Annotated in this window: 22 protein-coding genes and 1 pseudogene; 5 read left to right on the forward strand and 18 right to left on the reverse strand. The window is 40.0% G+C overall.

Features of this window, described 5'->3' with window-relative positions:
• Positions 1-42 precede the first annotated feature (42 nt).
• From tnpB to F944_RS07015, 11 genes and pseudogenes are all read right to left on the reverse strand, one after another.
• Positions 43-378, reverse strand: coding sequence for an IS66 family insertion sequence element accessory protein TnpB (tnpB, locus tag F944_RS06970; RefSeq protein WP_004988643.1), 336 nt, complete (start codon positions 376-378; stop codon positions 43-45).
• Positions 375-803, reverse strand: coding sequence for an IS66-like element accessory protein TnpA (gene tnpA / locus F944_RS06975; RefSeq protein WP_004985693.1), 429 nt, complete (start codon positions 801-803; stop codon positions 375-377). The genes tnpB and tnpA overlap by 4 nt, the downstream gene beginning before the upstream one ends.
• Before the next feature lie 187 nt (positions 804-990).
• Positions 991-1,122: pseudogene (locus F944_RS17460) on the reverse strand (IS3 family transposase); the annotation flags it as partial.
• Positions 1,123-1,501: 379 nt separating this feature from the next.
• The gene (locus F944_RS06980) at positions 1,502-1,957 is read right to left on the reverse strand and encodes a type IV pilin protein (protein WP_004988647.1); all 456 of its coding nucleotides are present in this window, start codon (positions 1,955-1,957) and stop codon (positions 1,502-1,504) included.
• Complete coding sequence (locus F944_RS06985) at positions 1,951-2,484, reverse strand: prepilin-type N-terminal cleavage/methylation domain-containing protein (RefSeq protein ID WP_004988651.1); 534 nt, start codon at positions 2,482-2,484, stop codon at positions 1,951-1,953. Before F944_RS06985 ends, F944_RS06980 begins: the two co-directional genes overlap by 7 nt.
• Positions 2,485-2,488: 4 nt before the next feature.
• Positions 2,489-6,439 carry a pilus assembly protein gene (locus F944_RS06990; RefSeq protein WP_004988654.1) on the reverse strand — a complete coding sequence of 1,317 codons (3,951 nt, stop codon included), beginning with the start codon at positions 6,437-6,439 and terminating at the stop codon, positions 2,489-2,491.
• Between the two features lie 16 nt (positions 6,440-6,455).
• Positions 6,456-7,202, reverse strand: a complete 747-nt coding sequence (locus tag F944_RS06995; RefSeq protein WP_004988658.1) for a pilus assembly PilX family protein — start codon at positions 7,200-7,202, stop codon at positions 6,456-6,458.
• Between the two features lie 11 nt (positions 7,203-7,213).
• The gene (locus F944_RS07000; RefSeq protein ID WP_004988660.1) at positions 7,214-8,203 is read right to left on the reverse strand and encodes a PilW family protein; all 990 of its coding nucleotides are present in this window, start codon (positions 8,201-8,203) and stop codon (positions 7,214-7,216) included.
• On the reverse strand, positions 8,204-8,731 hold the full coding sequence (pilV, locus tag F944_RS07005) for a type IV pilus modification protein PilV (protein WP_004988663.1): 528 nt from the start codon (positions 8,729-8,731) through the stop codon (positions 8,204-8,206).
• Complete coding sequence (locus F944_RS07010) at positions 8,731-9,240, reverse strand: pilus assembly FimT family protein (protein WP_004988665.1); 510 nt, start codon at positions 9,238-9,240, stop codon at positions 8,731-8,733. Before F944_RS07010 ends, pilV begins: the two co-directional genes overlap by 1 nt.
• Positions 9,241-9,249: 9 nt before the next feature.
• Positions 9,250-9,477 (reverse strand): hypothetical protein, encoded by a 228-nt coding sequence (locus F944_RS07015; protein WP_004988669.1) that lies wholly within the window; start codon positions 9,475-9,477, stop codon positions 9,250-9,252.
• Positions 9,478-9,917: 440 nt separating this feature from the next.
• On the opposite strand from F944_RS07015, the gene mutS reads away from it, so the two are divergent.
• The 5 genes from mutS (at position 9,918) to F944_RS07040 (ending at position 15,042) form a co-directional block, all read left to right on the forward strand.
• Positions 9,918-12,557: a DNA mismatch repair protein MutS gene (gene mutS, locus F944_RS07020; RefSeq protein ID WP_004988671.1), complete on the forward strand. Its 2,640-nt coding sequence runs from the start codon at positions 9,918-9,920 to the stop codon at positions 12,555-12,557.
• Positions 12,558-12,714: 157 nt separating this feature from the next.
• Complete coding sequence (locus F944_RS17070; protein WP_004988673.1) at positions 12,715-12,891, forward strand: hypothetical protein; 177 nt, start codon at positions 12,715-12,717, stop codon at positions 12,889-12,891.
• Between the two features lie 159 nt (positions 12,892-13,050).
• On the forward strand, positions 13,051-13,380 hold the full coding sequence (fdxA, locus tag F944_RS07030; RefSeq protein ID WP_004652744.1) for a ferredoxin FdxA: 330 nt from the start codon (positions 13,051-13,053) through the stop codon (positions 13,378-13,380).
• Positions 13,381-13,508: 128 nt separating this feature from the next.
• Entirely contained in the window at positions 13,509-14,228 is a 720-nt protein-coding gene (locus F944_RS07035) for a D-Ala-D-Ala carboxypeptidase family metallohydrolase (RefSeq protein ID WP_004988678.1), read from the forward strand.
• Positions 14,229-14,373: 145 nt separating this feature from the next.
• Positions 14,374-15,042, forward strand: coding sequence for an O-methyltransferase (locus F944_RS07040; RefSeq protein ID WP_004988680.1), 669 nt, complete (start codon positions 14,374-14,376; stop codon positions 15,040-15,042).
• A 119-nt stretch (positions 15,043-15,161) separates the two neighbouring features.
• On the opposite strand, the gene F944_RS07045 is transcribed toward F944_RS07040, so the two are convergent.
• The 7 genes from F944_RS07045 to F944_RS07075 all read right to left on the reverse strand — a co-directional run bounded on the left by F944_RS07045 (position 15,162) and on the right by F944_RS07075 (position 25,715).
• Complete coding sequence (locus F944_RS07045) at positions 15,162-16,004, reverse strand: universal stress protein (RefSeq protein ID WP_004988682.1); 843 nt, start codon at positions 16,002-16,004, stop codon at positions 15,162-15,164.
• 144 nt (positions 16,005-16,148) lie between these two features.
• Entirely contained in the window at positions 16,149-16,763 is a 615-nt protein-coding gene (locus F944_RS07050; RefSeq protein ID WP_004988684.1) for an acyltransferase, read from the reverse strand.
• Entirely contained in the window at positions 16,756-17,352 is a 597-nt protein-coding gene (locus F944_RS07055) for an IMPACT family protein (protein WP_004988686.1), read from the reverse strand. Before F944_RS07055 ends, F944_RS07050 begins: the two co-directional genes overlap by 8 nt.
• A gap of 115 nt (positions 17,353-17,467) precedes the next feature.
• Positions 17,468-18,658 (reverse strand): HlyD family type I secretion periplasmic adaptor subunit, encoded by a 1,191-nt coding sequence (locus F944_RS07060; protein ID WP_004988690.1) that lies wholly within the window; start codon positions 18,656-18,658, stop codon positions 17,468-17,470.
• Positions 18,655-20,808, reverse strand: a complete 2,154-nt coding sequence (locus F944_RS07065) for a type I secretion system permease/ATPase (protein ID WP_004988692.1) — start codon at positions 20,806-20,808, stop codon at positions 18,655-18,657. The genes F944_RS07060 and F944_RS07065 overlap by 4 nt, the downstream gene beginning before the upstream one ends.
• Positions 20,805-22,304, reverse strand: a complete 1,500-nt coding sequence (locus tag F944_RS07070; protein ID WP_004988694.1) for a TolC family outer membrane protein — start codon at positions 22,302-22,304, stop codon at positions 20,805-20,807. Before F944_RS07070 ends, F944_RS07065 begins: the two co-directional genes overlap by 4 nt.
• Positions 22,305-22,568: 264 nt before the next feature.
• Positions 22,569-25,715, reverse strand: a complete 3,147-nt coding sequence (locus tag F944_RS07075) for an Ig-like domain-containing protein (protein ID WP_154647388.1) — start codon at positions 25,713-25,715, stop codon at positions 22,569-22,571.
• Positions 25,716-25,745: the final 30 nt, after the last annotated feature.

Below are 25,745 nucleotides of genomic sequence, written 5' to 3' on the forward strand. Positions count from 1 at the left end.
GAAATAGATCCTTTGGAGGATGGCAAAATAGATCTATCTGGTTTAGAGCATATTGACCACCTGAGATTGTCCAATTCTCTGCCAGGCTAAACCCTGAATCAGTGCCTGTAATTGTTCTACACTGATACTCATTGTTTCACCCTGATGAATCTTAGCCCAGTGGAATTTCCCTTGTTCCAGCCGCCTTGCACAGAGCCAAATACCCAATCCATCATGTACCAATACTTTCATACGATGACCACGTTTATTACAGAACAGATAAGCACAATGCGGTTTGACACAGCCGAAGGCTTTAAGAACTTGAGCAAGTGCAGTATCTGTACCTGCTCGCATATCCATGGGCTGGGTAGACAACCATATTTCATCAATACGAATCATTTGATCAAGCCTTGCAGCAGACATAGCAATTCAGTTGTTGATTCCACAGGCCACTCGATTTCAATCATTTGATGTCTTACGGAATGTTGTTCCTCATGCAGTGGAATCCTGATATAGGCAGTAGCTTTCTCCTCTGGTACAGACGGCGGTGATGTCTCTTGTTTGACTGGCATCGGGTGAGCAATGACAGGAAGAAAGTCGGCCTGTGGGCTAGGCGGTCTTTTTAATGGAGGGGGCATTGATTCGGACTGGCGAATCCATTTATGCAGTAGATTGGCATTGATCTGATGTTGCATTGCAACCTTGGCCACAGATGTGTCTGGCTGCTGGCATTGTTGAATAAGCTTATTTTTAAATTCAGCTGTGAAGGTTCGGCGGGGCTTTTTTAGCGTCGGTGCACTGTCTGTAACTGTCTTTAAATCCATAAATAGGTGTCCACTAAAATTTAAGTGGACACTATCGGCATATACATGCGTTAGAAAAAGTGGGGTTCAGCGGACGCTTACTTTAATTAGACTTCATTTATATTTTTTAACGCCTCTATAATTGCTGAAAGCCTCAAGTCCTATTTCCATTGGTAAGCTTCATATGGCAAGCTGGCAATAGTCTCATTTTGCTCATCCAATTGAGCTTTATAGCGGAACTCATGCCAAGTTCACGGCATAAGTTAGGAGCAAGTGTTCCTGATTCAGCTTACTTTAAAATACTTATGTTTAAGCTGTCTGAATATTTAGATATTTTCAAAAAAAAAATTCTTTAACAGGATTATGCGATTTCCTAATTTTGAATTCAATTATTTTGCATGAGGATTACCTGTTGATCTTATATTAATAACGACTAATCAATAAAAATCTCTTTTTTCATTATTCCTTAAAATCTGTAATATTGTTACTCCTTTCTTTATATAATTAGAAGCTTCTATAAAAGATTGAACGTTTAATCTAGGATCAATTGTGAAAAGCCAAGCCGTGTATATACGATCGAAAATCATAGCACTCATGTAGTAAAAACTTAAATGCTTCATTAATACGGCGATAATCTTTTCACGCTGCACTTTTTACGAATTTTAAATGACCATTTAATTCAATTTTAAGCGCTAGCAGTTTACGGTCCAAAAATTATCTTAGCGACCGTCCCACGTAGAGATAGCTGAAAGAACACAAGTAGTCGCACCTTTGGTCCAATATTTTTGACCTTGGTCATTGAGACAAATGATTCCATCACCATCCTGCGACGTATTCTCTATTGGCGTAGCGACTAATGTCCATCCTGTTGCAATAGCAGGACTAGGATTAAATGTTAAACGATATAAAGCAGTCCCTTGTTGAGGTGTGACAGTTCCGCCATATACGTTAGCAACCGTTGCTCCTGCAAAAGATGAATTGCTGTTTTTATATTGCATCATGCTTTTAGCTATATTTAACATTTCCGCCTGCGCATCTGTCCTTTTAGTACGTTGTGCATACTTTTGATAATTTGGATAAGCTATCGACACTAAGATGGCCACTATAGCGACCACCACCATGAGCTCGATTAAAGTAAACCCGCGATCTATTGAAAATTGATGATGTGCTACCATATCTCGCTCCCCACACCACATCCCGAAAAAGTGATATTTGCTTTGGTTTTATTTTTACATTGAATACCGTTGCTAGTTTTTAAAAAACTATCATTCTTATCATCAGTGCTTAATGCCTTAATTGCCCAGCCCTGCCCCAAAGATGTTGAGTTAATCAACAGAGGATTCCCCTCCGTTTGATCTACAATAGAAAGTATGTATTTCGTAGAAGAGCCATCCACTGGAAGACTAAGCTCTTGTTTATTGTTATTAAAATTTGAAATTAAAACACCACTTGCATCTTTATACAAAAAACTTGCATCAAAGCCTTTATAATTAAAGTTACGGGCTTTGTGTCGTTCTAATTGCTCAGCCAGTTTTTCAATTTCCTGTTGAGTCTGTGCAGCATAAGCTTTTCTTGTATAAGCTTGATAACTTGGGAATGCAATTGCAGCAAAAATCGCGACAATTGCAACTGTTACCATCAGCTCAATTAAAGTAAAACCATAGCCGTGGTGAGAGCGTATTTTCCCAGTTTCTTTTTTCATGATATCAACTCGTTTTTGCATAACGTTCATACCATCGATTTGGAATAAATCTGATTGCTCCTCCAGCAGGAACTAAATCTTCTCCTTCTTTACAGCCTGCCCCCTCACAAGGCTTAGTCATATTTGAATCAGGATTTGGCTCAGGTACTATAATCACCCTTCCACCCTTACCATCTGGCCCAACGGTGACACTAACAATTCCAGAACCAAGATTGTAAGTATAGTCAGCATCCTCTGGGCAGACACCTGTTGGCAGACATAATCTCTTCGTAAAACTTTGTCCCTTCACTCCCGCACCACAACCCGATGTTGTACCTGCAAGGGCAGCGTCATACATGGTGACATATAAGCTATTTTGCATTGCGATTAAGGGCGTCAAACCTTTAATCACCGCAGGATTAGCGCTTGCTTTTAAGTATGTTTTTTTGAATGGATAATACCATCCTCCCCATCCCGTTTTTTTATCTACCGAAGTAATCAACTTATTATCTGTGCCTTTTTCTTGGGTAAATTTACCAACTTGAGCCCCCGTAATCGTTGCATTACTTTTTGCAGTGTTCTCGATTAGTTTTAACTTGGTAATACTCATCGTATCTGAAGCTTGGGATGATAAAGTTCTAGCCCCCAAACTTTTAGTATGATCGGGATAATAATAACCATTAGGATAAATGTCGTAATCATAAATCGCATAAACTGCATCATACTCAAGATTATTAGAGTTCTCTTGACCCGTCGACTCTAAAGAATCGCTCGTTGCAAGAAGTGGCGAGCTTTTATTGCCAGATATAAATGTGACAGTGACAATATCTCCACCTTCAGCTTTACCTCCACTTCGATGTGCAGTAAATACTGGAGACATATAAAATCTTGGGCTTGTTCCGTTAGACTTATGTAAGTCTAAAATTTTAGTAATCTGAGTATCATATGTTGATTTAAGACCATTATTTTTTAGATCTATTCGAAACGCCTGACCCGCTAAATCACCCAAATAGAGATGATCGATAATTCCATCATTATTACGATCGACTGTTTTGATATCAGTGACTGTACTATAGCTTAAGTCTTTGCTTTGTAAATGAATTACATCCTGGGTTATTCCAGTAGAAGGTCTACTATCTGCAAACCATAGCAAATCGCCATTGTCCGCATCGAACATATAAACGCCAGAACCTATGTTTTTAGTACTACAGGTGATGTCTTCCGATTCACCTTCCGGCTTACAGTCAGATTCCGCTTGTCCTTGTCGATAATTAAAATATTCATAACCTGCAAAACCAGTACGCTTGCCATGCGTCCATAAGCCATCACCATTTTCTCCGCCAGCATCGTAGCCACCGCTGACCAACATGACTAATTTGCGTTTACCTTTCCAATTCACATAATCTAATTTTGGTTTGGACCAACTTTGTCCCATATTTTTAATTTCTGGGAATGATTTACCCTTTGGATTTTCTTTGGAATAAACCATGCCACTCGCTGGATCAATATGAAACTTTAAATGAGGATTATCGATGTCAGTTAAATCCAATGCATAATAGCTACGCCCTCCCATGCGCATCCCACCATACACCCATTGTTTACCTTTAAGATTTTCCTTTTCCTCACTGGTACTACCAATCACATTTCGTACAGCACCATTCACCGTTAATGTTCCATCGGATTTAGCCACATACACGGTATGTGCAGTCCATTCGCCATCTAAACCGCTATAAAGTGCGTAGCGACCACCTGTTAAAGCGCCACCTTTTTCCTTAAAGGTTTCTGACTGGTTTTCAATGATTTCTTTGGGTACAAAGCTAAACTTTTCTTTACCTGTTTTAGCATCAACGACTTGCAATAAACCCTGACTAGTACCAAACAGGATATAATCTTGTCGGTTTTCACTATTAATAAAGACATCATCACCCGATTGTTTTTGAGCATATAATCGACCTTGTTGGGTTAACAATATTGGCAATGAATGTTGACTACTCCCCATTTGCCGCAATTCAGGAGTGATATTTGCTAAATCGAGTCCATCTGTTGAGGTATCCTCATCAATTCTATAGCCCAATAACGCCATTAATGCTCTGGCATTAGGATCATTCTTCGTTGTAGCATCTGTTGTATAAGTTTTTTTAATTTGCTTTAGACTAAAATTTCGTGATACAGGATTATCTGTATCTGTGACATCGTAATCATATTCTGTCAGAATTTTTCGTCCATCATCGCCACCCAAAACCAATTGACTGAGTGATCCACCTTTTTCATAAATGGGAGTTTGCTCAGGATACACGATATTACTTTTAGCCCAGATGTCAGCAATATCCTGAAGCACGCTATTTCTAATCACCAAAGTTGACGAGTTTGCCACCTGAGAGGCATAAACACTATTATTCACCACATAGTATTTTTTTATATTTCCTAACCAAACTTGTTGCGGATTACTTGGGTCAACTTTGGGTTCAAATTGTGGGAAATAAGAATACGGTTGAATCACCTCAGGATTAAGAGTATCAAAAGGAATCGTTGAGGCCCCTGTACTCGCACTCGGCACATCTTTGGTGATCTCTTTTAAAAATAACTTTACGCTATCCACTACATCTTGAGTATCTGTACCTGAATACCAACCACCTTTGCCCATAATTCCCCATTGTTTGGCTTCGGTCACGGTTGTTGATGAATCAAATGATTTTGCGAAACCAACAACAGCTGTTTTTATTTCTATTCCTAATGGATTTTTTGCTGGATCAAGTAAATATTGCGAAAACTCTTTAATTGCAGGCCAATTATCACCTGCCGCCCAGAAGTTTTTGTCATTTAATACTTTTTGCATCATCCATCTGGATGGCCAGTCCTCATTGGGTGCTCCATCCGTTAAAACATAAATACCTTGCCCACTACATTCTTTTGCATGTTGACTTTCAAGAGAGTTTCCCAATTGCCGTTTAATACTTTCAGGCATAATGTAATGAAAATCGTTTTGAGTTGCGACTTTTGAATCCGGACTCGAATAGCGAAATCCTGACTGTGGCGAATTTGCCATTGCCTTATCTAATTCAACACCATTTCTATAAGCGCTATCATTTGGATAAATATATGGATGCCATAACGCATCTCTTCCCATCAGGTAAGCCGCTACCTCAGCATAAGTAATCGCAGTAGGTGTAAGAGTTTTTGCTTCAAGTTTTGCGACTTCATTAATTAAAATATCGCGCTGCGTTCTACTTCCTGAAACGGTCTCACCCAATGGTCTGGCAGGAACAACGATTGAACCCACCTGCTTCCAAGCCGTTGCTTGATTTTGAGCATTTCTATTGGTAACTGTGCCAATGGTTGATAAGCCGACTACAATATTGTCACCCATTTTTTCAGTATTACTATCACCATTTAAAAGTGCGATCATGCCATCTTTTAAGCGCGCAATACGTTCGTAAGCAATTGAATTTATTCGATCAGAATTTTTATAGTAATATCGAGGATCCAACCCAGCCTCATAATATCCAGATGGTGCTTTTGACAAAGCTGCCGCTTGATTACAATCTTTGACATCATAACTTCCAATATCACTATTACATTTGTAATATCGATAAGGATTTGCAATCGTTCCATTGCCAATGCGTTTGAAGAAGTAGCGTGGAGAACTTACCTTACAATAATTTCTTTCATAGGTAGTCGTTTCACCATTATGCTGATAAACAGCATTGTTCTTTTCCCAACTAACTCTGTTAGTTCCATCAGGGTAATCACAGGTTCCATAGCCCTTCATACTATCTGAAATATCTAACATAAACATAATGGTGGTTTTACCAGGCGTTGTCGCTGGAACAACATAGATCTCTGAGTCACTGGCATAGCCTGAAACGCTCGCACAAATTAAAGTGGTCATACAAGCAGAAAGTGCTGTGAATTTTATTTTTTTTGTCAGTTGATTCGCCTTTGAATATGGGCTCATTTTTTTATCTATTAATTTCATTTTCCTATCCTCATATTTAAGACGCACTTTGAGTTAAGGTATATTCCATGTCTTGCGTGCTATAAGGTACATTCTTATTCGCCAGACAATCTGTTACCGTTGCATTATTCAAGACTTGATCTACAAAGCTGGTATAGCCTTTTAAACATGAATTGATATCTGAAATTGAGGCAGTACTAAAATTCGGTAATATCGAAGTTGCTGTCAGTATAACCTTTTGATTTCCTATACCTTTCGAACTTTCAATATCACCCACCTCCACTAAACCATCCCAGTCTTCATTTTCTGCGGCACGAATTGCCACTTGAGTTAATACAGCCTTACGACCGCTAATAAAATCAGTAGTGCGGTCAGCTTTACAGAAACCATTTGCGCCCATATCTGCATTTTTTATTGTTGACCCTTCCCAATAAATGACGCTTGCCAGTCGAGTGCCTGCCAGATTATCTTGAGTATTCCCGCGTATACAAAAAACCAGCTCTTTGCCCTTGTTTTCTGGGCGCAATACATAGGCTAAAATACCATCACCTATACGCATATTTGCAAAGTTCAATTTATCGCTAGTTTTATTTTCCATACTAAAAAAAACTGAGTCACTATTTTGTGTAAGTAGAGCTTGAGCCTGAGCATTGGTTGCAATATTGAGTGAAGTAATGCTTCCTCGAATCGCCCAAGTACCGACCAACATAATAAGTATCAACATGACCAAAACGACAATTAAGGTGGCCCCTTTTTGAGAGTAAGGTCCTATAACATTTTTCACCTTTAACCTCCTCAATTTTTCACCCCAAATCCATTACGTAACGCAATCGTCTGAGTAATCACATTACGCAAATAAAGATAATTTCTTTCAGATTCATTCAACTTCGCTTTGGTTTGTAATATTTGATATTCTTGATCTTTATTAAAGAATTTATTTTTCCCACTTGCATTTAAGGAACGGACTAACAATCCAATTTTGACCGAAACAATTTGAGGTTTATTGGTTGCAGATAAAGCAAGATAATCGGGAATACTGATATAACCAAAGCAATCCAAATTTCCATCTACCGCTACATCACTTGCGCCAGCAACATCACTACAATCCGCTTTCATACCATCCTGTGCTGTGCCTAGCATTACACTAAAATGATCAACTCGAGGAATGACAATTTCACCCTCGCCTGTGAGATCATCCAGCGTCGTTGAATTTTGCGCTTGATATTCAGTATAGCTTTGTGCTTTACAGGCTAATGCCAATGCCTTGTTTGGATCATTTCGACTCACATCTTCTCTCAAGAAAAATCGCTCAACGACATAATTTCCTTCAATTAAAGAGCGTCCTTCACAATCAAATTGGTTTGGAACTTTGACGAGATACTGAATAACAAGTTGATCACTTTTTTGATCTTTTAGGTTAGAAGGGCCAATTTCACCACGTGTCAGTAAGTTAGTGTCTATACTAAAATTTAAAGAGCCATCTGCTTTTCTATTGGATGATAAATTATTGGCAGACAGTACAATTCCACCATAAAGCTTTTTATCATCCATATATGCTTGACCTTTATTCAGATTAGCTAGCCGAATCTCACGTACCATGGTTCCCATCCCAAAAAGTGATGAGTTTTGTAGATCCATATAACCTTGCTGAGAACTAAAATCACGTTGACTGGTAATAAAAATTTGAATTGCCGCTGCACTGATAATCAGACCTAAGGTTAAGGCCACCATCAGTTCTAAAAGAGTAAAGCCACTGCTTCTGTAAGGAAGTTTTATTTCTTTCATTTAAAATGCCTCCATTACAAGACATTTCGAATCTGCTAAGTAAGTCCCTGTGGTCTGATTTACACATGAACTCGTATCTACATTTGTACCAGTAACTTTAATCGTAGTTTTACCCCAACTGATATAAATGCAATTTAAGGTTTTACTTTGAATACAATTTGAAATAGCAATGGTTTGCCCAGATAAATTAGCTTTAGCTAAAATTTCGGCAACATCGTGTTTGGCCATTTTTACGGCATTACAATTTGGTCGATAATTAGTTGTCTGAGGTGGAGCGATACAACCTGTTTCAGACTTATTCGCATTGATTGCTTGCTTATAGGTGCTAAAACCTAAACGATTAATGCGCATTCTCTCAGCTAAGTCTCGGGCTAAGCTCATTGCCATCGTTCTTTCAGTTGCTTCCTGTGCTGCATCGATAGCCCTTAATTGCAGTAAAGAAAAACCAAGCACCCCTATTGCAAGTAAGACTAATGCAACCAAAACTTCTATTAGCCCGACACCGTTTTGTTTCGACTTCATGTTCATCAGCAAGTTCCAGCAGAAATTACATCCACAGTTCCTAATTTAGTAATAACAACTGTGCGGCTTTCATTAAGCGAAGAATTACAAAGCTCAAATTTCATTGGAACAATGGCATCAATCTTTTCAGGCTGCGTATTATCTTCTTCATATTTAGGGTTATTGATTTGCTTAATACGTCTGGCTAGTCCTATAGCGCTAAATTGAACATCTGTCTTATCGCCTGTTAACACAATATTGGGATCGTTAGACAGCCAGTAAAAAGTCGTTGATGTGTCAACACAGGGTGTATTTGGGAGTGTTTTACATTCAAATTTGATCGTAATATCGCGACGTAGAGCTGTAGCCTTAGCTCTGCTTTCACTAAAAATTAAAGATAAATTTCGCGCACTAATATCTAACTTTTTTTGCGCGACTATTTTTGTAAAAGAAGGTGCGGCCATTGTGGTCATAATTCCAAGTACAGCAATGGTTATGATCAGTTCAATCAATGTAAATCCTCGATTTTTATCCATTGCATTCACCTATTTTTTACCTTTCTTTAGACAATGACCGATAATTTTGCCCATAGCGTGTGTGATGCCATAAAAGAAACGCAAAAAAAGCACCGCACCTTGATTGCATGATTGGTGTCGAATAGTTTGATTGGCTTTTCTTTTAGATAATGCTGAGAAATCAATGGCATGTAAGTAACTCCAAGCCAGTAAGCCTGTCATCAGTACACCACGCTGATTCAAGGTTTTTTGATTCATTGGAATGTTAATTTACGAATTCACATTTGAGCCTTAAACTAACAAACTGGATGTCTATATACTTGTCTTCAAATGATCATTTTTTTAGCAATTTACACAAAGATGTGTTACTAGCTGATGTGTACAACTTTATTTATCAATTATTTAGAAGTGTGAGTAATTAAATTAGAGATTTGATTCAATATTTGATCTGTTTTCCTTAACGGTGATCTATTGTACGAACTCACTTTTATCCTCACAGAAATATTAAATTATTTGTTATCCTTTCAAGCTATCCATTTTCCAATATTGCTCAGGAATTATGGCTAGTTTAAAGCAAGCAAAACCTACACTCATGTTTGTGAGCAAGTTGGATTTGTTTAGATTTTACCCAACTTTATTGGATATTCCGCCTATGTCGATCACTGTTAAGTATATTGAAAATAAAGGATTTAATAACAATGAAAGATAATAATGGCATGGTAGATGTCTCTCAACACACCCCTATGATGCAACAATATCTAAAAGTCAAAATGGAACATCAGCATGCTTTACTTTTTTATCGCATGGGTGACTTTTACGAACTTTTTTTTGACGATGCACGTAAGGCAGCCAAGTTATTAGGTATTACCCTGACCCATCGCGGGAAAACCAATGGTGAACCTATTCCGATGGCTGGCGTACCTTATCATGCTGCCGATGGTTATCTAGCACGTCTGGTCAAAGCAGGACAAACGGTTGCAATTTGTGAGCAGGTGGGAGAGGTTACAGGCAAGGGACCTGTTGAGCGTAAAGTCGTTCGTATTATTACGCCAGGAACCATTACTGATGATGCACTGCTAGGCAGTTATCAATCTTCAAATTTGGTCGCGCTGTGTATTCAACAAAATAAAATTGGACTGGCTTTACTGGACTTAAGTGCCAGTATTTTTAAGGTTCAGGAACATGAATGTAAAACTGAACAATTAGCAATTGAACTTTCACGCTTAATGCCGAGTGAAATTGTTGTTGATGAAGATTTAGTCGATCAGAATATTTTGGAACAGATCAAAAAACAATTAGACTGCCCGATTACCAAACGCCCTAACGTTGATTTTAATTTAAATAACGCCCAAAAAACCTTATGTGATCAGTTTGCTGTTTCAACACTTTCTGGCTTTGGAATTGATCATTTACCCCTTGCCAAAGCCTCTGCTGCGGCATTGATTCACTACGCCAAAGAAACTCAAAAAACTGCTCTGCCACATATTCGCTCGATTCAACTTGAGCAAAGTTCAGATTTTATTGCCCTTGATCCGATCACTCGCCGCAATCTGGAAATTATCGATCCGCTATTTGAACATGGGACGTCTTTGTTCAATTTAATCAATGACTGCCAAACCGCTATGGGCGGTCGTTTACTCAGTCGTACCTTAATGCAACCTATCCGTGATACTGCACTTCTGGATGCGCGACTGGACGCGACGGAGCAATTATTAACTGGTTATCACGAATCGCCTGTGCGCTTAGTTTTAAAGGAAATTGGTGATATTGAACGCGTGCTAAGTCGTGTTGCATTGGGCAGTGCACGTCCACGTGATCTAGTGCAATTACGTCATGCATGTGCTCAAATTCCATTTCTGAGACATGCATTACTGCCTATAATTCAGGCAAAATCCTCAACCTTACTCACCGACCTCGACCAGCAATTGGGCGATTTCAAAGAACTTCATCAGTTACTTTTATCTGCGATTGTCGAAAATCCGCCCGTACTACTGCGTGATGGTAATGTGATTGCCGAAGGTTATGATGGTGAACTGGATGAGCTACGCAAAATACGTGATCATGCAGGACAGTTTCTGATTGATCTTGAAATTAAAGAACGGGAACTCAGTGGTATCCCAACGTTAAAAATTGGCTATAACCGTGTCAGTGGTTATTATATCGAATTGACACGTGCGCAGGCAGAGCAAGCGCCTGAACATTATATTCGTCGCCAAACCCTAAAAAATGCCGAGCGTTATATCACACCAGAACTTAAAGGTTTTGAAGATAAAGTTCTTTCCAGTGAATCCCGCGCGCTTGCCCGCGAGAAACTACTATTTGAAAACTTGCTTGAAACGCTTAGACAGAATATTGCCAATTTGCAAATGATGAGTGCAGCGATTGCCCAGATTGATGTCTTGGCAAATTTTGCGCATCAAGCACGTTTACAGCACTGGAATCGTCCTGAGTTTAGTCCTGAGATTGGAATTAAAATTCATGCGGGGCGTCATCCAGTGGTCGAAGCATTAAGTAAAACGCCCTATACCCCTAATGATACCTTTTTAGATAGTCATCATCGTATGGCGATCATCACTGGGCCAAATATGGGGGGTAAATCTACTTTTATGCGTCAAACCGCATTGATTAGCTTATTGGCATATTGTGGTAGTTATGTGCCTGCTCAATCCGCCAAACTAGGGCCGATTGATCGAATTTTTACCCGTATTGGTTCAGCAGATGATTTATCGACCGGTAAATCGACCTTTATGGTGGAGATGACCGAAACATCACAGATTCTACACCATGCTACCCATCAATCTTTAGTTTTGATGGATGAAGTCGGGCGTGGTACCAGTACCTATGACGGTTTGTCCTTAGCTTGGGCCTGTGTGCTAGACCTGACTAAACGTATCAAATGTTTATGTTTATTTGCGACGCATTATTTCGAGTTGACTGAGCTTGGCAGTGAAGCAGGGATTGATAATTATCATGTGACGGCTAAAGAAATGAATGGCAATTTGATCTTGCTGCATAAAGTACAACATGGCCCCGCTAGCCAAAGTCATGGTTTACAAGTCGCAAAACTAGCGGGTATCCCAGCAGCCGTGATTAAAGAAGCACAGAAACGCTTAAAAATACTGGAAAAACAGCAGCAGCAACATATTCAATCCGCAGTACAAAATGATTTATTTAATGCGGTTGAACATGAAATTGAAACACCCGTGATTGAAAAAGTCATCGAAGTTGAAGCTCAATCGCCTGCACTGGAAATGCTGAAACAAATTGATGTCGATAACTTGACACCTCGTCAGGCACTTGAACAGCTTTATTCATTAAAAGCGACTCTCAATTCTTGAAATAGCTTATGGAACAGATCACACATAGTGGTCTGTTCCGATCATTTATCTTATTCATTTCAATTTACATACAAGGACAAATCTTTGACAACTTTTTACCCGCTTTAAAACGAGTCAATGATAAAAATAAAAGTATATTCAAAATAGGAAAATAAAAATGTCACGTGGAGATAAATCAGCCTATACCGATAAACAAAAACGCCAAGCTCAACATATTGAAGAAAGTGAACGAGAACGTGGACATTCTCAAGAAGAAGCTGAACGAATTGCATGGGCAACGGTAAATAAACAAGATGGCGGTGGCCTAAAAAACTCACATAAAACCAGTAAATAATGGTTTAATTGAGAGTTACTATCAACTACAGTGATATAAATCAGTCCTTTTCATCAATCCGAATAATAAATATCAATAAAAGGAATTGTTAGTCGCCCCCTTTTTTGCCTAAAATACAGCATTCGGAATTAGAACCATATTTTTTAGGTAGCTGTCGCCATGACCTTCGTTGTCACTGAAAACTGTATTAAATGTAAATACCAAGATTGCGTAGAAGTATGCCCAGTTGATTGTTTCTACGAAGGCCCAAATTTTTTGGTGATCAATCCTGATGAATGTATTGACTGTGCGCTATGTGAACCTGAATGCCCTGCCAATGCAATTTTCTCAGAAGATGAATTACCAGAAGGTCAGGAAGTCTTTATTGAACTTAATGCTGAACTGTCTGAAAAATGGGCAGGCAATAATATTACTCAAATTGGTGAACAACCTGCTGATCGTGAAGAATGGAACGGTAAACCAGATAAGCTTCAGTATTTAGAGAAATAATTGCAAATTAGACCAGCAAAAGCTGGTCTTTTTGTATCTGAATCACACATTTCATTGCAATTTTTCCTCATTTTATCCATCCTTTTCGATTAGAATAAGCCAATTTAAAGTAAGCAATTGATTGTATTATGCCGAAATTTTTGAAGGGGTTGCTTGCGATAAGCCTTGCACCTATGTTCATGGTTGCTTGTACCACCTCCCCTCAAAAAACTGGAAAAGTCACATCTTCCACGGGACATCGTATTTATATTCCTCAGGAAAAAGTCATACTTGAACGTCCTGTTCCAGTGAAAACCGTTCCCGCCGCCTATTTGGCATGGTTAAGCATCGGCGATAATCGCTCTCGTGTTCAAGAATATGAACGTTTTCTTGAACGTAATAATGTCGCTAATGTTGTCCCTAATTTTGAATTATTAAAAACGGCACGGGACTGGCAAAAATGTGGCCGTTCACAATATGCAGTTCCCAATCGTGAACTCTGGAACAATGCCATCCCAACTTTACGCATTTTCAAAGCTTTAGTCGCTCAAAAAGTTCTTACCGATTTTGAGGTTACCTCGGTTTATCGGGATTTACCTTTAAACCAATGTGCAGGCGGAGCGAACTCTTCGCGACATTTATTTAATTCAGCCATCGATTTTCGCATTGGCCCTGAGTATCCACAGTCGCAAGATTACGCTTTCATTGAAAATACCAAATTTAAGTTATGTCAATTCTGGGCACAGCATGGACAAAGTCTGGATATGGGTATTGGCATCTATGCTTCAGGACAGATTCATATTGATACTCAAGGCTATCGAACATGGGGCCCCGATCATAGTCGCAATAGTTCAATGTGTAATTATTAAAAATATTTTTATTTTGTTTGAAAGAGACCATATGAGTCTCTTTTTTAATATTAGCGAGTGAAGTTTTGATTTTCCTGTCACTTAAAATTGCACATCGAATAGAAATGGTTAAAATGCTGCTATCTCAGTATAGGTAACACCCGTTATGCAACAGATGTGGACAGACATTGATCACTATATCGATTCACATTTAATTCCCGAAGATCCAAACCTGCAATTTGCACTGGAGAATACTGCCAATCAGGGATTTCCAGATCATTTGGCCGTTGCACCTAATCAGGGTATGCTTTTACAAATGTTGATTCAGATGAATCAGTGTAAACGTGTTTTGGAGCTGGGAACATTTGCGGCCTATAGTACAGTCTGGCTAGCGCGCACTTTACCTAAGGATGGTTATTTACTTACCATTGAAGGACGAGATACTCATGCAGCACTGGCGCAACAAAATATTGATCATGCTCAATTCGAAGTGCCTGTTGAACTCAAAGTCGGACGTGCCGCAGATATTTTACGTGAAATAGACCCTACCACATTTGAACCATTTGATTTTATTTTTATCGATGCAGATAAACAAAGTTATCCTGAATATTTAGAATTAACGTTGAATCTTTCACATTCGGGTACGATTCTGGTACTGGATAATGTGATCCGTGCGGGTGATATTCTGGATGAAAATAATAAAAAACCAAGTATTGAAGGTATTCGTCAGACCTTTGAAGCTTTGCAAAATCATCCTCGAATTTTATCCTGCACCGCTTTACAAACAGTAGGCAGTAAAGGTCATGATGGCTTTGCAATTGCCATTGTAAAATGATGGTCAAAAAATATGCTTAATTTATTTTTTATTTAAAAACAATAACCTATTTTTATTTACATTGCTTGTCCATATAGTTATCCACAAGATTTGCGGATAACTATGGATAAAGCTTTACATTATTTCGCAACCAAGAGTGGTACCGTCGCATTACGGAAAATCGAGGTGGCAATACTACCCAAAAAGAACTGGTGGATTTTGCTGTGACTAAATGCACCTAGCACGATCATCTGAATGCCATGTTCACGTTGATATTCGAGTATATTTTCTGCCACATCGCCATAACGATAAACCGTGACCACCTCGATGCCCGCATGGCTTAAAAATTCTTCTGGATCTTTTAAGACTTGAGGATGATCACCCACATAAAGTAAATGACATTGTAAAGTTTTAAGCAAATCACTCTGCGCAATCCGATGCATCATTTTGACGCAAGTTGGAGAGTATTCATAAGCAAAAATAAAACGGGTCGGCGCTTTAAAAGTTTCACCAACGGTCATGACAGTACAATTTGCACCGCGAATAAAATTTTCAACATTACTGCCAATGGGTTTGTTTTTTTCTGCTGCACGCTCCCCCACACGACCAATCACCACAAAATCATCTTCTTTTAAAATACTAAAACTTTGTTCAAGGAAGTCACCCTTTTCCTGAATCTTTGAACTGGTTAAACCATATTTTTCTTCTATCATTTCAGAAATATGTTTAAGTAAATTATTGCTATAGTCTAAAGCCAGTTCACTTTGTTTCTGCTCTAGCTCGGCAAGTTCTTTGAGCAACATGGCGTTACTCTCAAAACCAATGACACCACTAATTTCGCCGAGATGATAACTGGCAGGATAGTAGTCAAGAATTTGTAATAACACCAGTTCCCGCTTGGTTTGTTTAGCCACCCAAGCGGCAGCTTCTGCAATTGCATTAATACAAGGTGAAGAATCAATACATGCAATAACACGACTCATAATAGCCTCTCTTCGTTAAGGTCTGATGCCTTGGAGATTTTGTTTGTTATTTTTAACTTAGCATAATTCGGCTAAAACTACGGTAATTTTTTATATGGTTTAAATTATTTTGTATATAAAACAATTAAATGATTAAAAAACCAGCTATTTTCTATTTTTAATCCAGCGTGCAGGATTCCCTGCAACAACATGATAAGCCTCTACATCTTTCGTCACCATACTATTCATGCCTACAACTGCATGTTGCCCTATCGAAATGCCATCTTTGACACCGACATGCGCGCCAAGCCAAACATCCTGACCAATTTTAATGCCTTTGGAGGTCACAGGTTGCTGATAAATTGGACGATCCAACTCCATTCCATGATCAAAAGCATAGAGATGACAATACGCGGCAATTCGTACTTGATCATGTAACACAATCCCTGCACGACCGCCATCCAATATACAATGATGGTTGATCGCCACTTCATTGCCAATACTTAAAGGCCCATGTAAGGTACAATCGGCTGCAATAAAGGTATTATCACCAATGCTAATTTTTCGTCCAGGTTCCGCAAAGATATGTGCCAATGGAGAAATAAAACAGTTTTTCCCAATTTCAACGGTTTCCATTTCCATCAAATAGGTTTGATATTCCATCTGCCATGCTTCTGCCCATTCACGGTGTTTGGGTTTTAATGACCAATAAAGCCATGGCATATAGTTGAGCCGGTGCTTATGCTGTTCCCGATATTTCAGCAAGCGTTCATCATTCATGTTCAGGCTCCACAATTTTTAATTGTTCTCGCCCACGGGTGATATCCTGAAGTTTTAATTTTAATGGGTCAATCTGATGAATCTGTAAAGCAGCTTCTACAATGACACCTTCAGCCGTGTATTTTTCAGTATATTCCATTTGCTGATGTTTCAATTCATATTGAAGAATTGGCCATTCATTAAAATAACAAGAGAAAACAACCTGTTTTTTTTCAATGAGTTCTATTTTTTCTGCAAGTGTTAGGCATTGTCCTGCACAGCCTCCATAGGCGCGTACCAAACCACCTGTTCCGAGTTTTACGCCACCAAACCAACGATTAACCAAAACTAAAACATTGGTCAGTTCATTGCCTTCTATGGTTGCCAAGATCGGTCGACCGGCTGTGCCAGAAGGTTCACCATCATCATTAAAGCGTACCTGATGCCCTATTTTCCAAGCCCAACACTGATGTGTGGTACTCAGATCTTTATAGCTTTCCAAAAAAGCTTTAACCTGTTCTTCGCTTTCAACAGGAGTTGCAAATGCCTGAAATCGACTTTTTTTGATTTCTTCTTCAAAACAAACCAGTTGTGCAATGGTAAAAGGCATAACAGCAAAAAAGATCAATCATAAAATTAACATTATAGCCTGAATTAAAGTTGGTAATGACAAAAATCCCCGCAATAGCGGGGATTCAAGCATTTCTTCAATTCTTTATTGCTATTTACCGCTCTCTTAAAGCTTCTTTAGCCTTGTTAAACGGTTTTAATAAATAATCCAGTACCGTCTTCTCACCCGTACGAATATCCACCGTCGCCACCATCCCCGGCGTGATACTAAACGACTTGCCTTCTTTGTTATAAAGCTTGTCAGAATCGGTACGGATATACACCCGATAATAAAACTGATCCTGCTTCACCTCATCTCGAATCGTATCTGGCGAAATCACTGTCACCTTGCCTTTTAACCCCCCATAAATCGAGTAGTCATAGGCGGTGATTTTGACCAGTGCTTCCTGACCCGGATGGATAAAGGCAATATCTCGTGGTGAAATACGTGCTTCAATCAACAATTGTTCATCCAGTGGCACAATGGTCATCAACTTGCCATTTTGTGGAATCACCCCACCTTGCGTGGTCACTGCAATTTCCTTGACCACACCACGTACCGGGGCTTTAAATGTGGTGCGGTTTAAAGTGTCAGTACGACCACGTACAATCTGCATTTGTTGTTCGGTGTCGGTATTGGCTTTTGATAATTCTTCACGTGATTTGACGTAATATTGGTTACGTGCATCATTGATTTTATTTTGCAGGTCATTGGCTTCACGTTTTAAGCGTAATACTTCTACTTCACTGGCAGCACCTTTGGCAACCAAAGGTTCGGTCATGGTGAGTTCCTGCTGAACCAGTTGTAAAGCCAGTTTTAAACCCGAAATTGACTGTTCCAGATTTTCGCGTCTGGAGTTATACAAGGCGGTTTCTTCTTGTACCAGTTTCGGATCTTTTTTCACCTCATCGGGAAAGACCAATGGGGTACCATTTACTTCTGCACGTAATCGCGCTGCTGTCGCCTGTGCAGAGATCAGTAAGGATTGCGATTCGCCTACATTAGATTCAAAGCGGGTCGGATCCAGCTGTGCCAGCACTTGTCCTTTTTCGACGATATCACCTTCTTGTACATCCAGCTTGGTCAGGATTCCACCATCCAGTGATTGAATCACTTGTTCTTTAGAAGATGGAATAACTTTGCCTGTACCCGTAGAGACTTCTTCAAGTTGAAATAGTCCTGCCCAAAGCAATAATATCAGCAAGCCGATACCGATAATCCAGATCACTAAACTGGCGCGGGGTAAAGGTGGTTCTTTATAGGACACTTTTGTCGCGCGTTTTGGGTGTTGTAGTGCGTCACTCATGAACGTGCTCCTGGTCCTGTTTGAATCTGTTGGGCTACTGTGGCGGCGTTCTGGCCATTGAGGATCTGGTCACGCGGTCCATCCATGACGATTTTGCCTTCATTGACCACGATAATCCGATCGACCAGCTCCAATACTGCACGTCGATGTGTTGCCACAATTAAGGTGCGATGCCCTAGCCATGTTTTTAAGTGATCAATCAACATTTTTTCTGAAACATCATCAATCGATGCAGTTGGTTCATCCAGTAGTAAGATGTTCGGTTGTCGAATCAGTAGTCGTGCCAACAATAAGGCTTGTCGTTGTCCACCCGAGAAACCCACACCTCCCTCTAAAATCAGATGATCCAGTCCTTCTTTTTTCTCTTCAACGAAGCTTAACGCACCTGTCATTTTCAGAACTTTGAGAATATCTTCATCATTGGCCAAAGGTGCGCCAAGGGTTAAGTTTTCTCGAATGGTGCCGTAAAACAGGTGGGCATTTTGGTTTAAAAGTCCCATGTCACGACGGATATCTGATGGATCAATCAGGCTTAAGTCCAAACCATCCAGACTGATTTTGCCTTGTAGTGGAAATTGCATGCCAGACAGCAGTTGTAGTAAGGTCGATTTACCTGCGCCATTACGCCCAAGTACCGCAATCTTTTCTCCTGCCTGTATGCTCAGATTCGGGATGATCAAGGTCGGTTTGGGATCATCCTGTCCATATTGAAATACTACGCCCTTGAGTTCATAGTCACCATAGATCACAGGTTTATGAATCAGATGTGCCTGATCTGGTTGATCTACTGGCTTTTTCATCAGTTCATCCAGACTGGTTTTTGCGACTTTGGCTTGTTGTAAACGTCCCAATACCCCCGTGATTTGTGAAATCGGTGCCAGCATTCGAGAGGATAGAATCGAACAGGCCACCAATGCACCTGTGGTCATGTCTCCTTTAATCACAGCAAAGCATCCCACTAATACCACTATCGCATAGGTCAGACCCTGTATTTTTTGGGTCCAGGCAGTGAGTATCCCCACGATCTTCCGCTGCCGCATGCTGATATCAGCAGAGACTTCATTCATGTGGTTCCACTGGTTTTGAAAGCGGGATTCAGCGCGCAGTAGTTTGATGTCTTCAATGCCCTGTACTGCTTCCACTAAGATGGCATTACGAATTGAGGATTCACGCATGCCTTCTTGTGCCAGTTTGGCTAATTTTTTTTGTACCAGCAGTCCTGGCACAATCATCAATGGCACCACCAAGACCATCACCCAGAATAAGTTCCCGCCAATCAACCAGAAAATCACCAGAAACAGGAAGAAGAATGGCAAATCAGCAATGGCACTGATGGTGGTTGAGGTCACCAGTTCACGCACTCCTTCTAATTCACGGACTTGTGAAATAAAAGTCCCTGTTGATTTGGAGCGTTCTTTATTTTTGATGCGTAGTGCATGGCCAAATACCCGGTCTGAGATTTTCAGATCCGCTCGTTTTCCAATGATATCGGACAGATAAATTCGGGCAACACGTAATACAAATTCAAAGATCGCTGCCAGTAATACCCCACCTGCCAATACCCATAGGGTTGGATAAGACTGGGAAGGAACCACACGGTCATACACCTGCATGGAAAAGATAATGGTCGCCAATGCCAGAATATTGGCAATCAGTGAGGCGAACATGATATCGATATAGCGTTTCCAGTCTTTGAGAACAATCGACCAGAACCAGCTCGGTTCATAGGGTTTGATGTATTCATCGACGCGTGCATCAGGAATTGATGTTTCTGGTCGTACGATATAGATGTTTTTGATCAGGCTATTAAGTTGATCCAGACGAAAGCTTTGGGCTAAGCCTTGTTCTCCACTGAGCTGGATGCTGACCTGTCCTTCTCCATCCGCTTTGTCTATGACCCCGACTTGTCCATCATGAAATTCTGCGATGACGGGCAAGCGCCATGGGTTTAAGAGTTCGTTTGAGAAGGTAAGTTTGCGATAGTTCAGTCCCATTTGTCGGCAAATCAGTAATAGTACGTCATCCACCGTGTGGTTCTGGTTCCAGTCCAGTTGAAGGCGGATGCGTTCTTCTGACGGTTCGATCCGATAGTGTTTGGCGATCACAAGGACGGATTGTAACCACGGCTGATAATTGAATGCTTGACTCATGGTTGCACCTCAAATCCCTGAATTGAAAGATGGTTTAGTTGGTAGGCCTGACGAGTCCGTCCCGTGGTCTGGATAAATTGCACCAGACTGTTGTAAATGTCATAACGTGCAGTTTCAAGTTCGTTGTTGGCCGCATGAATGGCCATTTCTGCGTTAAGCAAATCCAGTACTGAGCGCGTCCCCAGTTTATATTGTTCCTGATATAGCTCACGGGTTCTGACCGTGGTTGCTTGTCGTTCTGACAATACTTGTATTTGTCTTTGTTTGTTTTCGATGTTTTCGCGTGTGGTACGCAGTTGATCCAGTACATCCAGATACACGGTGTTGACTTTGGAGCGTGCCGCTTCTTCTGCATAGCTGGCAGATTTTACTTGGGCAGCCACTGCACCCCCCTGAAAGAAGTTACTGGAGGCTTCCAGCATGATGCTGTTATAAAAGCCATCGTCTTTGTTGTTATTGGGATTGACCCCATTTAGGGCCTGGCTCAGTGAACCTTTGACAGATAAGGTCGGATAGAGGCTGAGCTGAGTTTGTTTTTTTTGGGATTTGGCAACTTCTACTTCTGCCTGTGCTGAAATCATTTTTGGGATGGTGTTAAATTCTGGATCTCTAAAGAGATCAGAGGATTGCACCAGATTTTCTGGAATCATCCAGTTTTTATTGCTGACATCAAAGCCCAAAAGTGTGCGTAGCCGCTGTTGGTATTGTCGCAGTAAGGATTGTTGGGCGATCAGGCTCGATTGTGCCGATTGTAAGTAAGATTCGGCCTGTACAGGGTCAGCTTGACTGCTAATCCCTGCATTGGCTCGCAAGTTGGCAATATCCAGAATGCGCTGGATACCTGCCACCTGTTGTTCTCCAATCTGGCTGATGCGTTGGTAGCGTTCAATATTGATCACCGCAGAGGCAACCTGATAGGCAATATCATCAATGCTGACCAGTACGTTGGCCTGTTCTACAATCAGTTTGGCTTGTTGGGTATCGACACTGGATTTGACTTTGCCAAAGTCATACAAGAGTTGGGTAGCACTCAAGGTCAATAGCTGGCGACCACGTTCGCCTGTGGTTAAATCACCTGTACTGATTCCAGCTGTGAGTTGTGGGTAGTACTGGGCTTTGGCCACATCGATATTGGAGTTTTGTGCAGCAAGACTAGCAATACTTTGGCTGATCTCAGGGTTGCGTTGTACACCGATCTTTACTGCATCAATTAAATTACTGTGCTGTAACCTGCTGGAATCTGCCAAGGCAGATAATCTGCCTGTAGGAAGGTTATTCGATCCGATGCGAGGTAATTCATCAACACGAGATGGGTCATACTGAAAGTTACTCAATTCACTAAATTTGACCGTTTTATATTGCTGATTTGAAGTCTCTGAAAAAAAATCAAAGATATTTTTAATTTTATTTTCATCGCGATTATTATTTGCCTGAGTTTGAGTACTTGTAACACCAACAAACAATGTCGTCACGAATATAAATAGCGGATAGTTCATTGTTTATTATTCCAAGTTATTTGGGCGTATCTTTTAAACATTTATTGTCTGTTATAGTAAATAAAACTATAAACAAACTATCTATTATCAAAAAAAACCTGAACTGAATTTTGAATAAGCTAGATAATTTTCTATAGCCATCACATAAAAACAATAATATATCTAAATTGGATTTCATCATCATAAAAATCATTATAATTTAAAATCAAAAAGAAGCCGGTCAATAAAATGACCGACTTCCTTTTATGCTAGAGATATAGTTACTTAACCAATAACATCAATATTATGCTGAATCCACAGCATCGCATCGATATTCTCTTGATGAGTATAAACTTGGTAGACTTCACCACGATAAGTTTGTGTACCAGCAGACACCCAACCATCTTGATCAACAAGTTTAACTAGATCTGTATCTCCACCTTGTACCACTAACATATCCGTTGAAGAAATAGATAGTAAGTCATCAATTGAGATCGTAAGCGTATTTGCATTTTCATCTCCTAAGTGAATGGTTTCAATGCTATTCACCTTGGAAAGAATATCACCAAGATTTAAATCTGCCTTCGAATCCCAGACAAGCGTATCTGATCCTGTACCACCATCAATCAAATCAAAGTTAGTATCTTTGATGATGATATAGTCATTACCGTTGCCTGCTTCCATCACAGTTGCACCATGACGACCGTCTAATGTATTCACACCATCTGTACCAATTAACTCACCTTCACCAGTGAGATATTTAGCAGACATAGACGGAGCTTCACCTTCACCACGAATACTGCCATCAGCATTAACAATAACCGATTTAATATCTGCTGTGAGCGAGTTCACTTTGTAATCTTGATTAGAGTTAGTCCAAGTTACGACATAACCACCATCCGCTAATGCAGCCACATATGGAAGTGTATCAACACTACCTGTCCCATCAACCGTTTGTGTAGAAACTAAAGTTTCTCCACCCAGTTTATTACCTGCTGCATCAAATGACTGACTATAAACCTCACTGAGAGTATTAGATAACATTTTGGTCCAAACAATGACATACCCCCCATGCTCAAGAGCAACACCACTCATATGACCAGTTGCCATGGTTGAATACCCCACACCATTGACTCCATCAGTAGTAGTATTGACTCGTTTTTCCTGAGCATCCAGAGCAGTAATCGTCTTTGTCACATCATCATAATTGAAACGACGTGCATAAACATCAAAGCCATCCATTGTACCTTTCGCTGCGGTACCTGTCGCTGCCGTTGCTGACTCATGGTTTGAAGCCCAAAGGCTTACAAAACCACCTTCTTTCAATGCAAACGATTTTGCGCCAACTTGCCAACCATTATCAAAAATGTTTGCAACCATACTCGTCACAATCGTTGCTTTACCGTCAGAAGCGTAATCCACGACCATCAAGTTTTGCTTTGTTGGATTTATATTGGTTGCTGTAAAATCAGCATACTGGATAAGTACTTTACTACCACCCAAACTGATTGCACTCAAACTTTCAATATTTGAAGCCTTATTACCAATCGCTGCACCTGCTGGTGTTTGTGATGCACCATAAATATAACCATTTCCTCCGTTGGTTTCATTGGTTAATTTCGTGCTTGTCGCATAGTTGTTATTGGAACCAGAAAAATACACATTGTAATTTTGAAGTGTACCAGAAGTATACACAACCACGTTACCGTTACTAGTTGCAACCGTATTGAAGCCGAAGTAGTAATCTCCTCCACTTACTTGAGAAGTAGAAAGTAAATTCATAGCATCGTCATAAACTTTGACAAAGCCTTTTTGACCCTGACTAGCTGTATATGCGATAGTTAAATGGCTATTAGCATCTATATAGACATTAAAACCACCATAACTATCCCACATATCCATACGGTCACCATATCCTTCAGAGTTAGCACTACCCCCCGTCGGTGTATCAGTGATTTTAATAAATCCACCAACTTTTTGGCCAGTCTGATCATAGCGCTGCGCAACTAAATCATAGTTTGAAGTTCCATTAGTCTCTGTAGACTTAGTTTGGTTTTGAGCCCAAACCAATAGATACCCACCATCATCAAGTGCATATATTTTTGAACCAATATCACTATCATCAGCTTTGTTATCTACAGGTATCACTTTAGGTTCGATAACTGTAATCGCCTGATCAGTTGAGGATTGTCCTCCAGAACCATCTTTAGTTACTACAGATGCTTTAGCGGTGTAATTTCCACCTTCTAGCTGATTAGCGCCCCAATTGGCATTTACGATTTTCCAAGTATTAGCAACTGTATCAATTGTCAAACCATCAATGCTGTTGGCACCATTAATGCTACTAAAAGTACGAACCAAAACACCATCATTGTCATAGATTTTAACTTCGAGGCTTTCATTTGTACCCAGTTTGATCAAACCGTTCAATAAAGGTTTCTGATCTACATAATCTGGGTTTGGACCTGCATTAATAGATACATTTTTAAAAATGGTTAGCTCTTCCGAAGTAGCATCTGCAACTTTTCCTCCAGCAGCAGCTATAATTTCAGCAGTAATGTCATATTTTACATCGGCATTGCCAGCAACATTCATTGCATCAGTATCTGGTATCTGTAATGACCATGTCTTATTGGTTGTATTAACCGTTAAGTATCCATCCCCTTGTGTATAAGTTTTACCATTTACAGTAACTTGAATGAAATCATTACCTTTCATAGCATTTGCATATGTACCAGTAATAGTTGGTGTCGTATCTGCTGAAAATAATGTATCTACTGTAATCGAGTTTACAGGTACAGAAGCATCAACAACTACTGTTTGAGAGTCCGTTGAACCCACATTACCCGCATCATCCACAACACGAACAGCATAGTCATAATTACCATTTGTTAATGTACGATCATCAACAAAACTCCACTGACCTTCTGTATCAACAGTTAAATCAAGCCATGTAGCACCACCATCTATACTAATTTGTGCATGCTCATTGGTTTCAAGAGTACCCGTCAATTTTCCATTAATAGTTAAACTTGTATCACTTGTAATGAAATCACTGTCAGATATACCTGTATCATCACTGATACTTACAATATCAATAATTGCGGCTGGCGGAGTAATATCTGGTGCTGTAATTTCAGTTTCAGATGATACATTCCCTGCCGAATCTGTTGCTGTAACAACAAGCTCTTCACCATTATTTACAGCCGGGCTTAATGTAACTTTATAAGTACCATCGTTCCCTGCAATAATTTGACCAACTATATTGTTTTCAGCATCCCTCACTATAACCATCGAGCCTGCTTCTGCTGTACCTGTTACTTCTGTACCAGCATGATTAATATTGGCAGTTGGTGCTACAGGAGCAATTATATCGCTATAGGTCACGTCAGAGACTGGGGATTCATTCCCTGCCTGATCTTTAACCACCACGCTGTAGTCACCTTCCGCTGCCGGACTTGG

The sequence above is a fragment of the Acinetobacter ursingii DSM 16037 = CIP 107286 genome (genome assembly GCF_000368825.1).
In the GTDB taxonomy this organism is placed as follows: domain Bacteria; phylum Pseudomonadota; class Gammaproteobacteria; order Pseudomonadales; family Moraxellaceae; genus Acinetobacter; species Acinetobacter ursingii.

Excerpts from the sequence above, each read along its gene's own strand:
- tnpB (WP_004988643.1), bottom strand. The coding sequence starts at position 378 with ATGATTCGTATTGATGAAATATGGTTGTCTACCCAGCCCATGGATATG.
- tnpA (WP_004985693.1), bottom strand. The coding sequence starts at position 803 with ATGGATTTAAAGACAGTTACAGACAGTGCACCGACGCTAAAAAAGCCC.
- F944_RS06980 (WP_004988647.1), bottom strand. The coding sequence starts at position 1,957 with ATGGTAGCACATCATCAATTTTCAATAGATCGCGGGTTTACTTTAATC.
- F944_RS06985 (WP_004988651.1), bottom strand. The coding sequence starts at position 2,484 with ATGAAAAAAGAAACTGGGAAAATACGCTCTCACCACGGCTATGGTTTT.
- F944_RS06990 (WP_004988654.1), bottom strand. The coding sequence starts at position 6,439 with ATGAAATTAATAGATAAAAAAATGAGCCCATATTCAAAGGCGAATCAA.
- F944_RS07000 (WP_004988660.1), bottom strand. The coding sequence starts at position 8,203 with ATGAAAGAAATAAAACTTCCTTACAGAAGCAGTGGCTTTACTCTTTTA.
- pilV (WP_004988663.1), bottom strand. The coding sequence starts at position 8,731 with ATGAACATGAAGTCGAAACAAAACGGTGTCGGGCTAATAGAAGTTTTG.
- F944_RS07010 (WP_004988665.1), bottom strand. The coding sequence starts at position 9,240 with ATGGATAAAAATCGAGGATTTACATTGATTGAACTGATCATAACCATT.
- F944_RS07015 (WP_004988669.1), bottom strand. The coding sequence starts at position 9,477 with ATGAATCAAAAAACCTTGAATCAGCGTGGTGTACTGATGACAGGCTTA.
- mutS (WP_004988671.1), top strand. The coding sequence starts at position 9,918 with ATGAAAGATAATAATGGCATGGTAGATGTCTCTCAACACACCCCTATG.
- F944_RS17070 (WP_004988673.1), top strand. The coding sequence starts at position 12,715 with ATGTCACGTGGAGATAAATCAGCCTATACCGATAAACAAAAACGCCAA.
- fdxA (WP_004652744.1), top strand. The coding sequence starts at position 13,051 with ATGACCTTCGTTGTCACTGAAAACTGTATTAAATGTAAATACCAAGAT.
- F944_RS07035 (WP_004988678.1), top strand. The coding sequence starts at position 13,509 with ATGCCGAAATTTTTGAAGGGGTTGCTTGCGATAAGCCTTGCACCTATG.
- F944_RS07040 (WP_004988680.1), top strand. The coding sequence starts at position 14,374 with ATGCAACAGATGTGGACAGACATTGATCACTATATCGATTCACATTTA.
- F944_RS07045 (WP_004988682.1), bottom strand. The coding sequence starts at position 16,004 with ATGAGTCGTGTTATTGCATGTATTGATTCTTCACCTTGTATTAATGCA.
- F944_RS07050 (WP_004988684.1), bottom strand. The coding sequence starts at position 16,763 with ATGAATGATGAACGCTTGCTGAAATATCGGGAACAGCATAAGCACCGG.
- F944_RS07055 (WP_004988686.1), bottom strand. The coding sequence starts at position 17,352 with ATGCCTTTTACCATTGCACAACTGGTTTGTTTTGAAGAAGAAATCAAA.
- F944_RS07060 (WP_004988690.1), bottom strand. The coding sequence starts at position 18,658 with ATGAGTGACGCACTACAACACCCAAAACGCGCGACAAAAGTGTCCTAT.
- F944_RS07065 (WP_004988692.1), bottom strand. The coding sequence starts at position 20,808 with ATGAGTCAAGCATTCAATTATCAGCCGTGGTTACAATCCGTCCTTGTG.
- F944_RS07070 (WP_004988694.1), bottom strand. The coding sequence starts at position 22,304 with ATGAACTATCCGCTATTTATATTCGTGACGACATTGTTTGTTGGTGTT.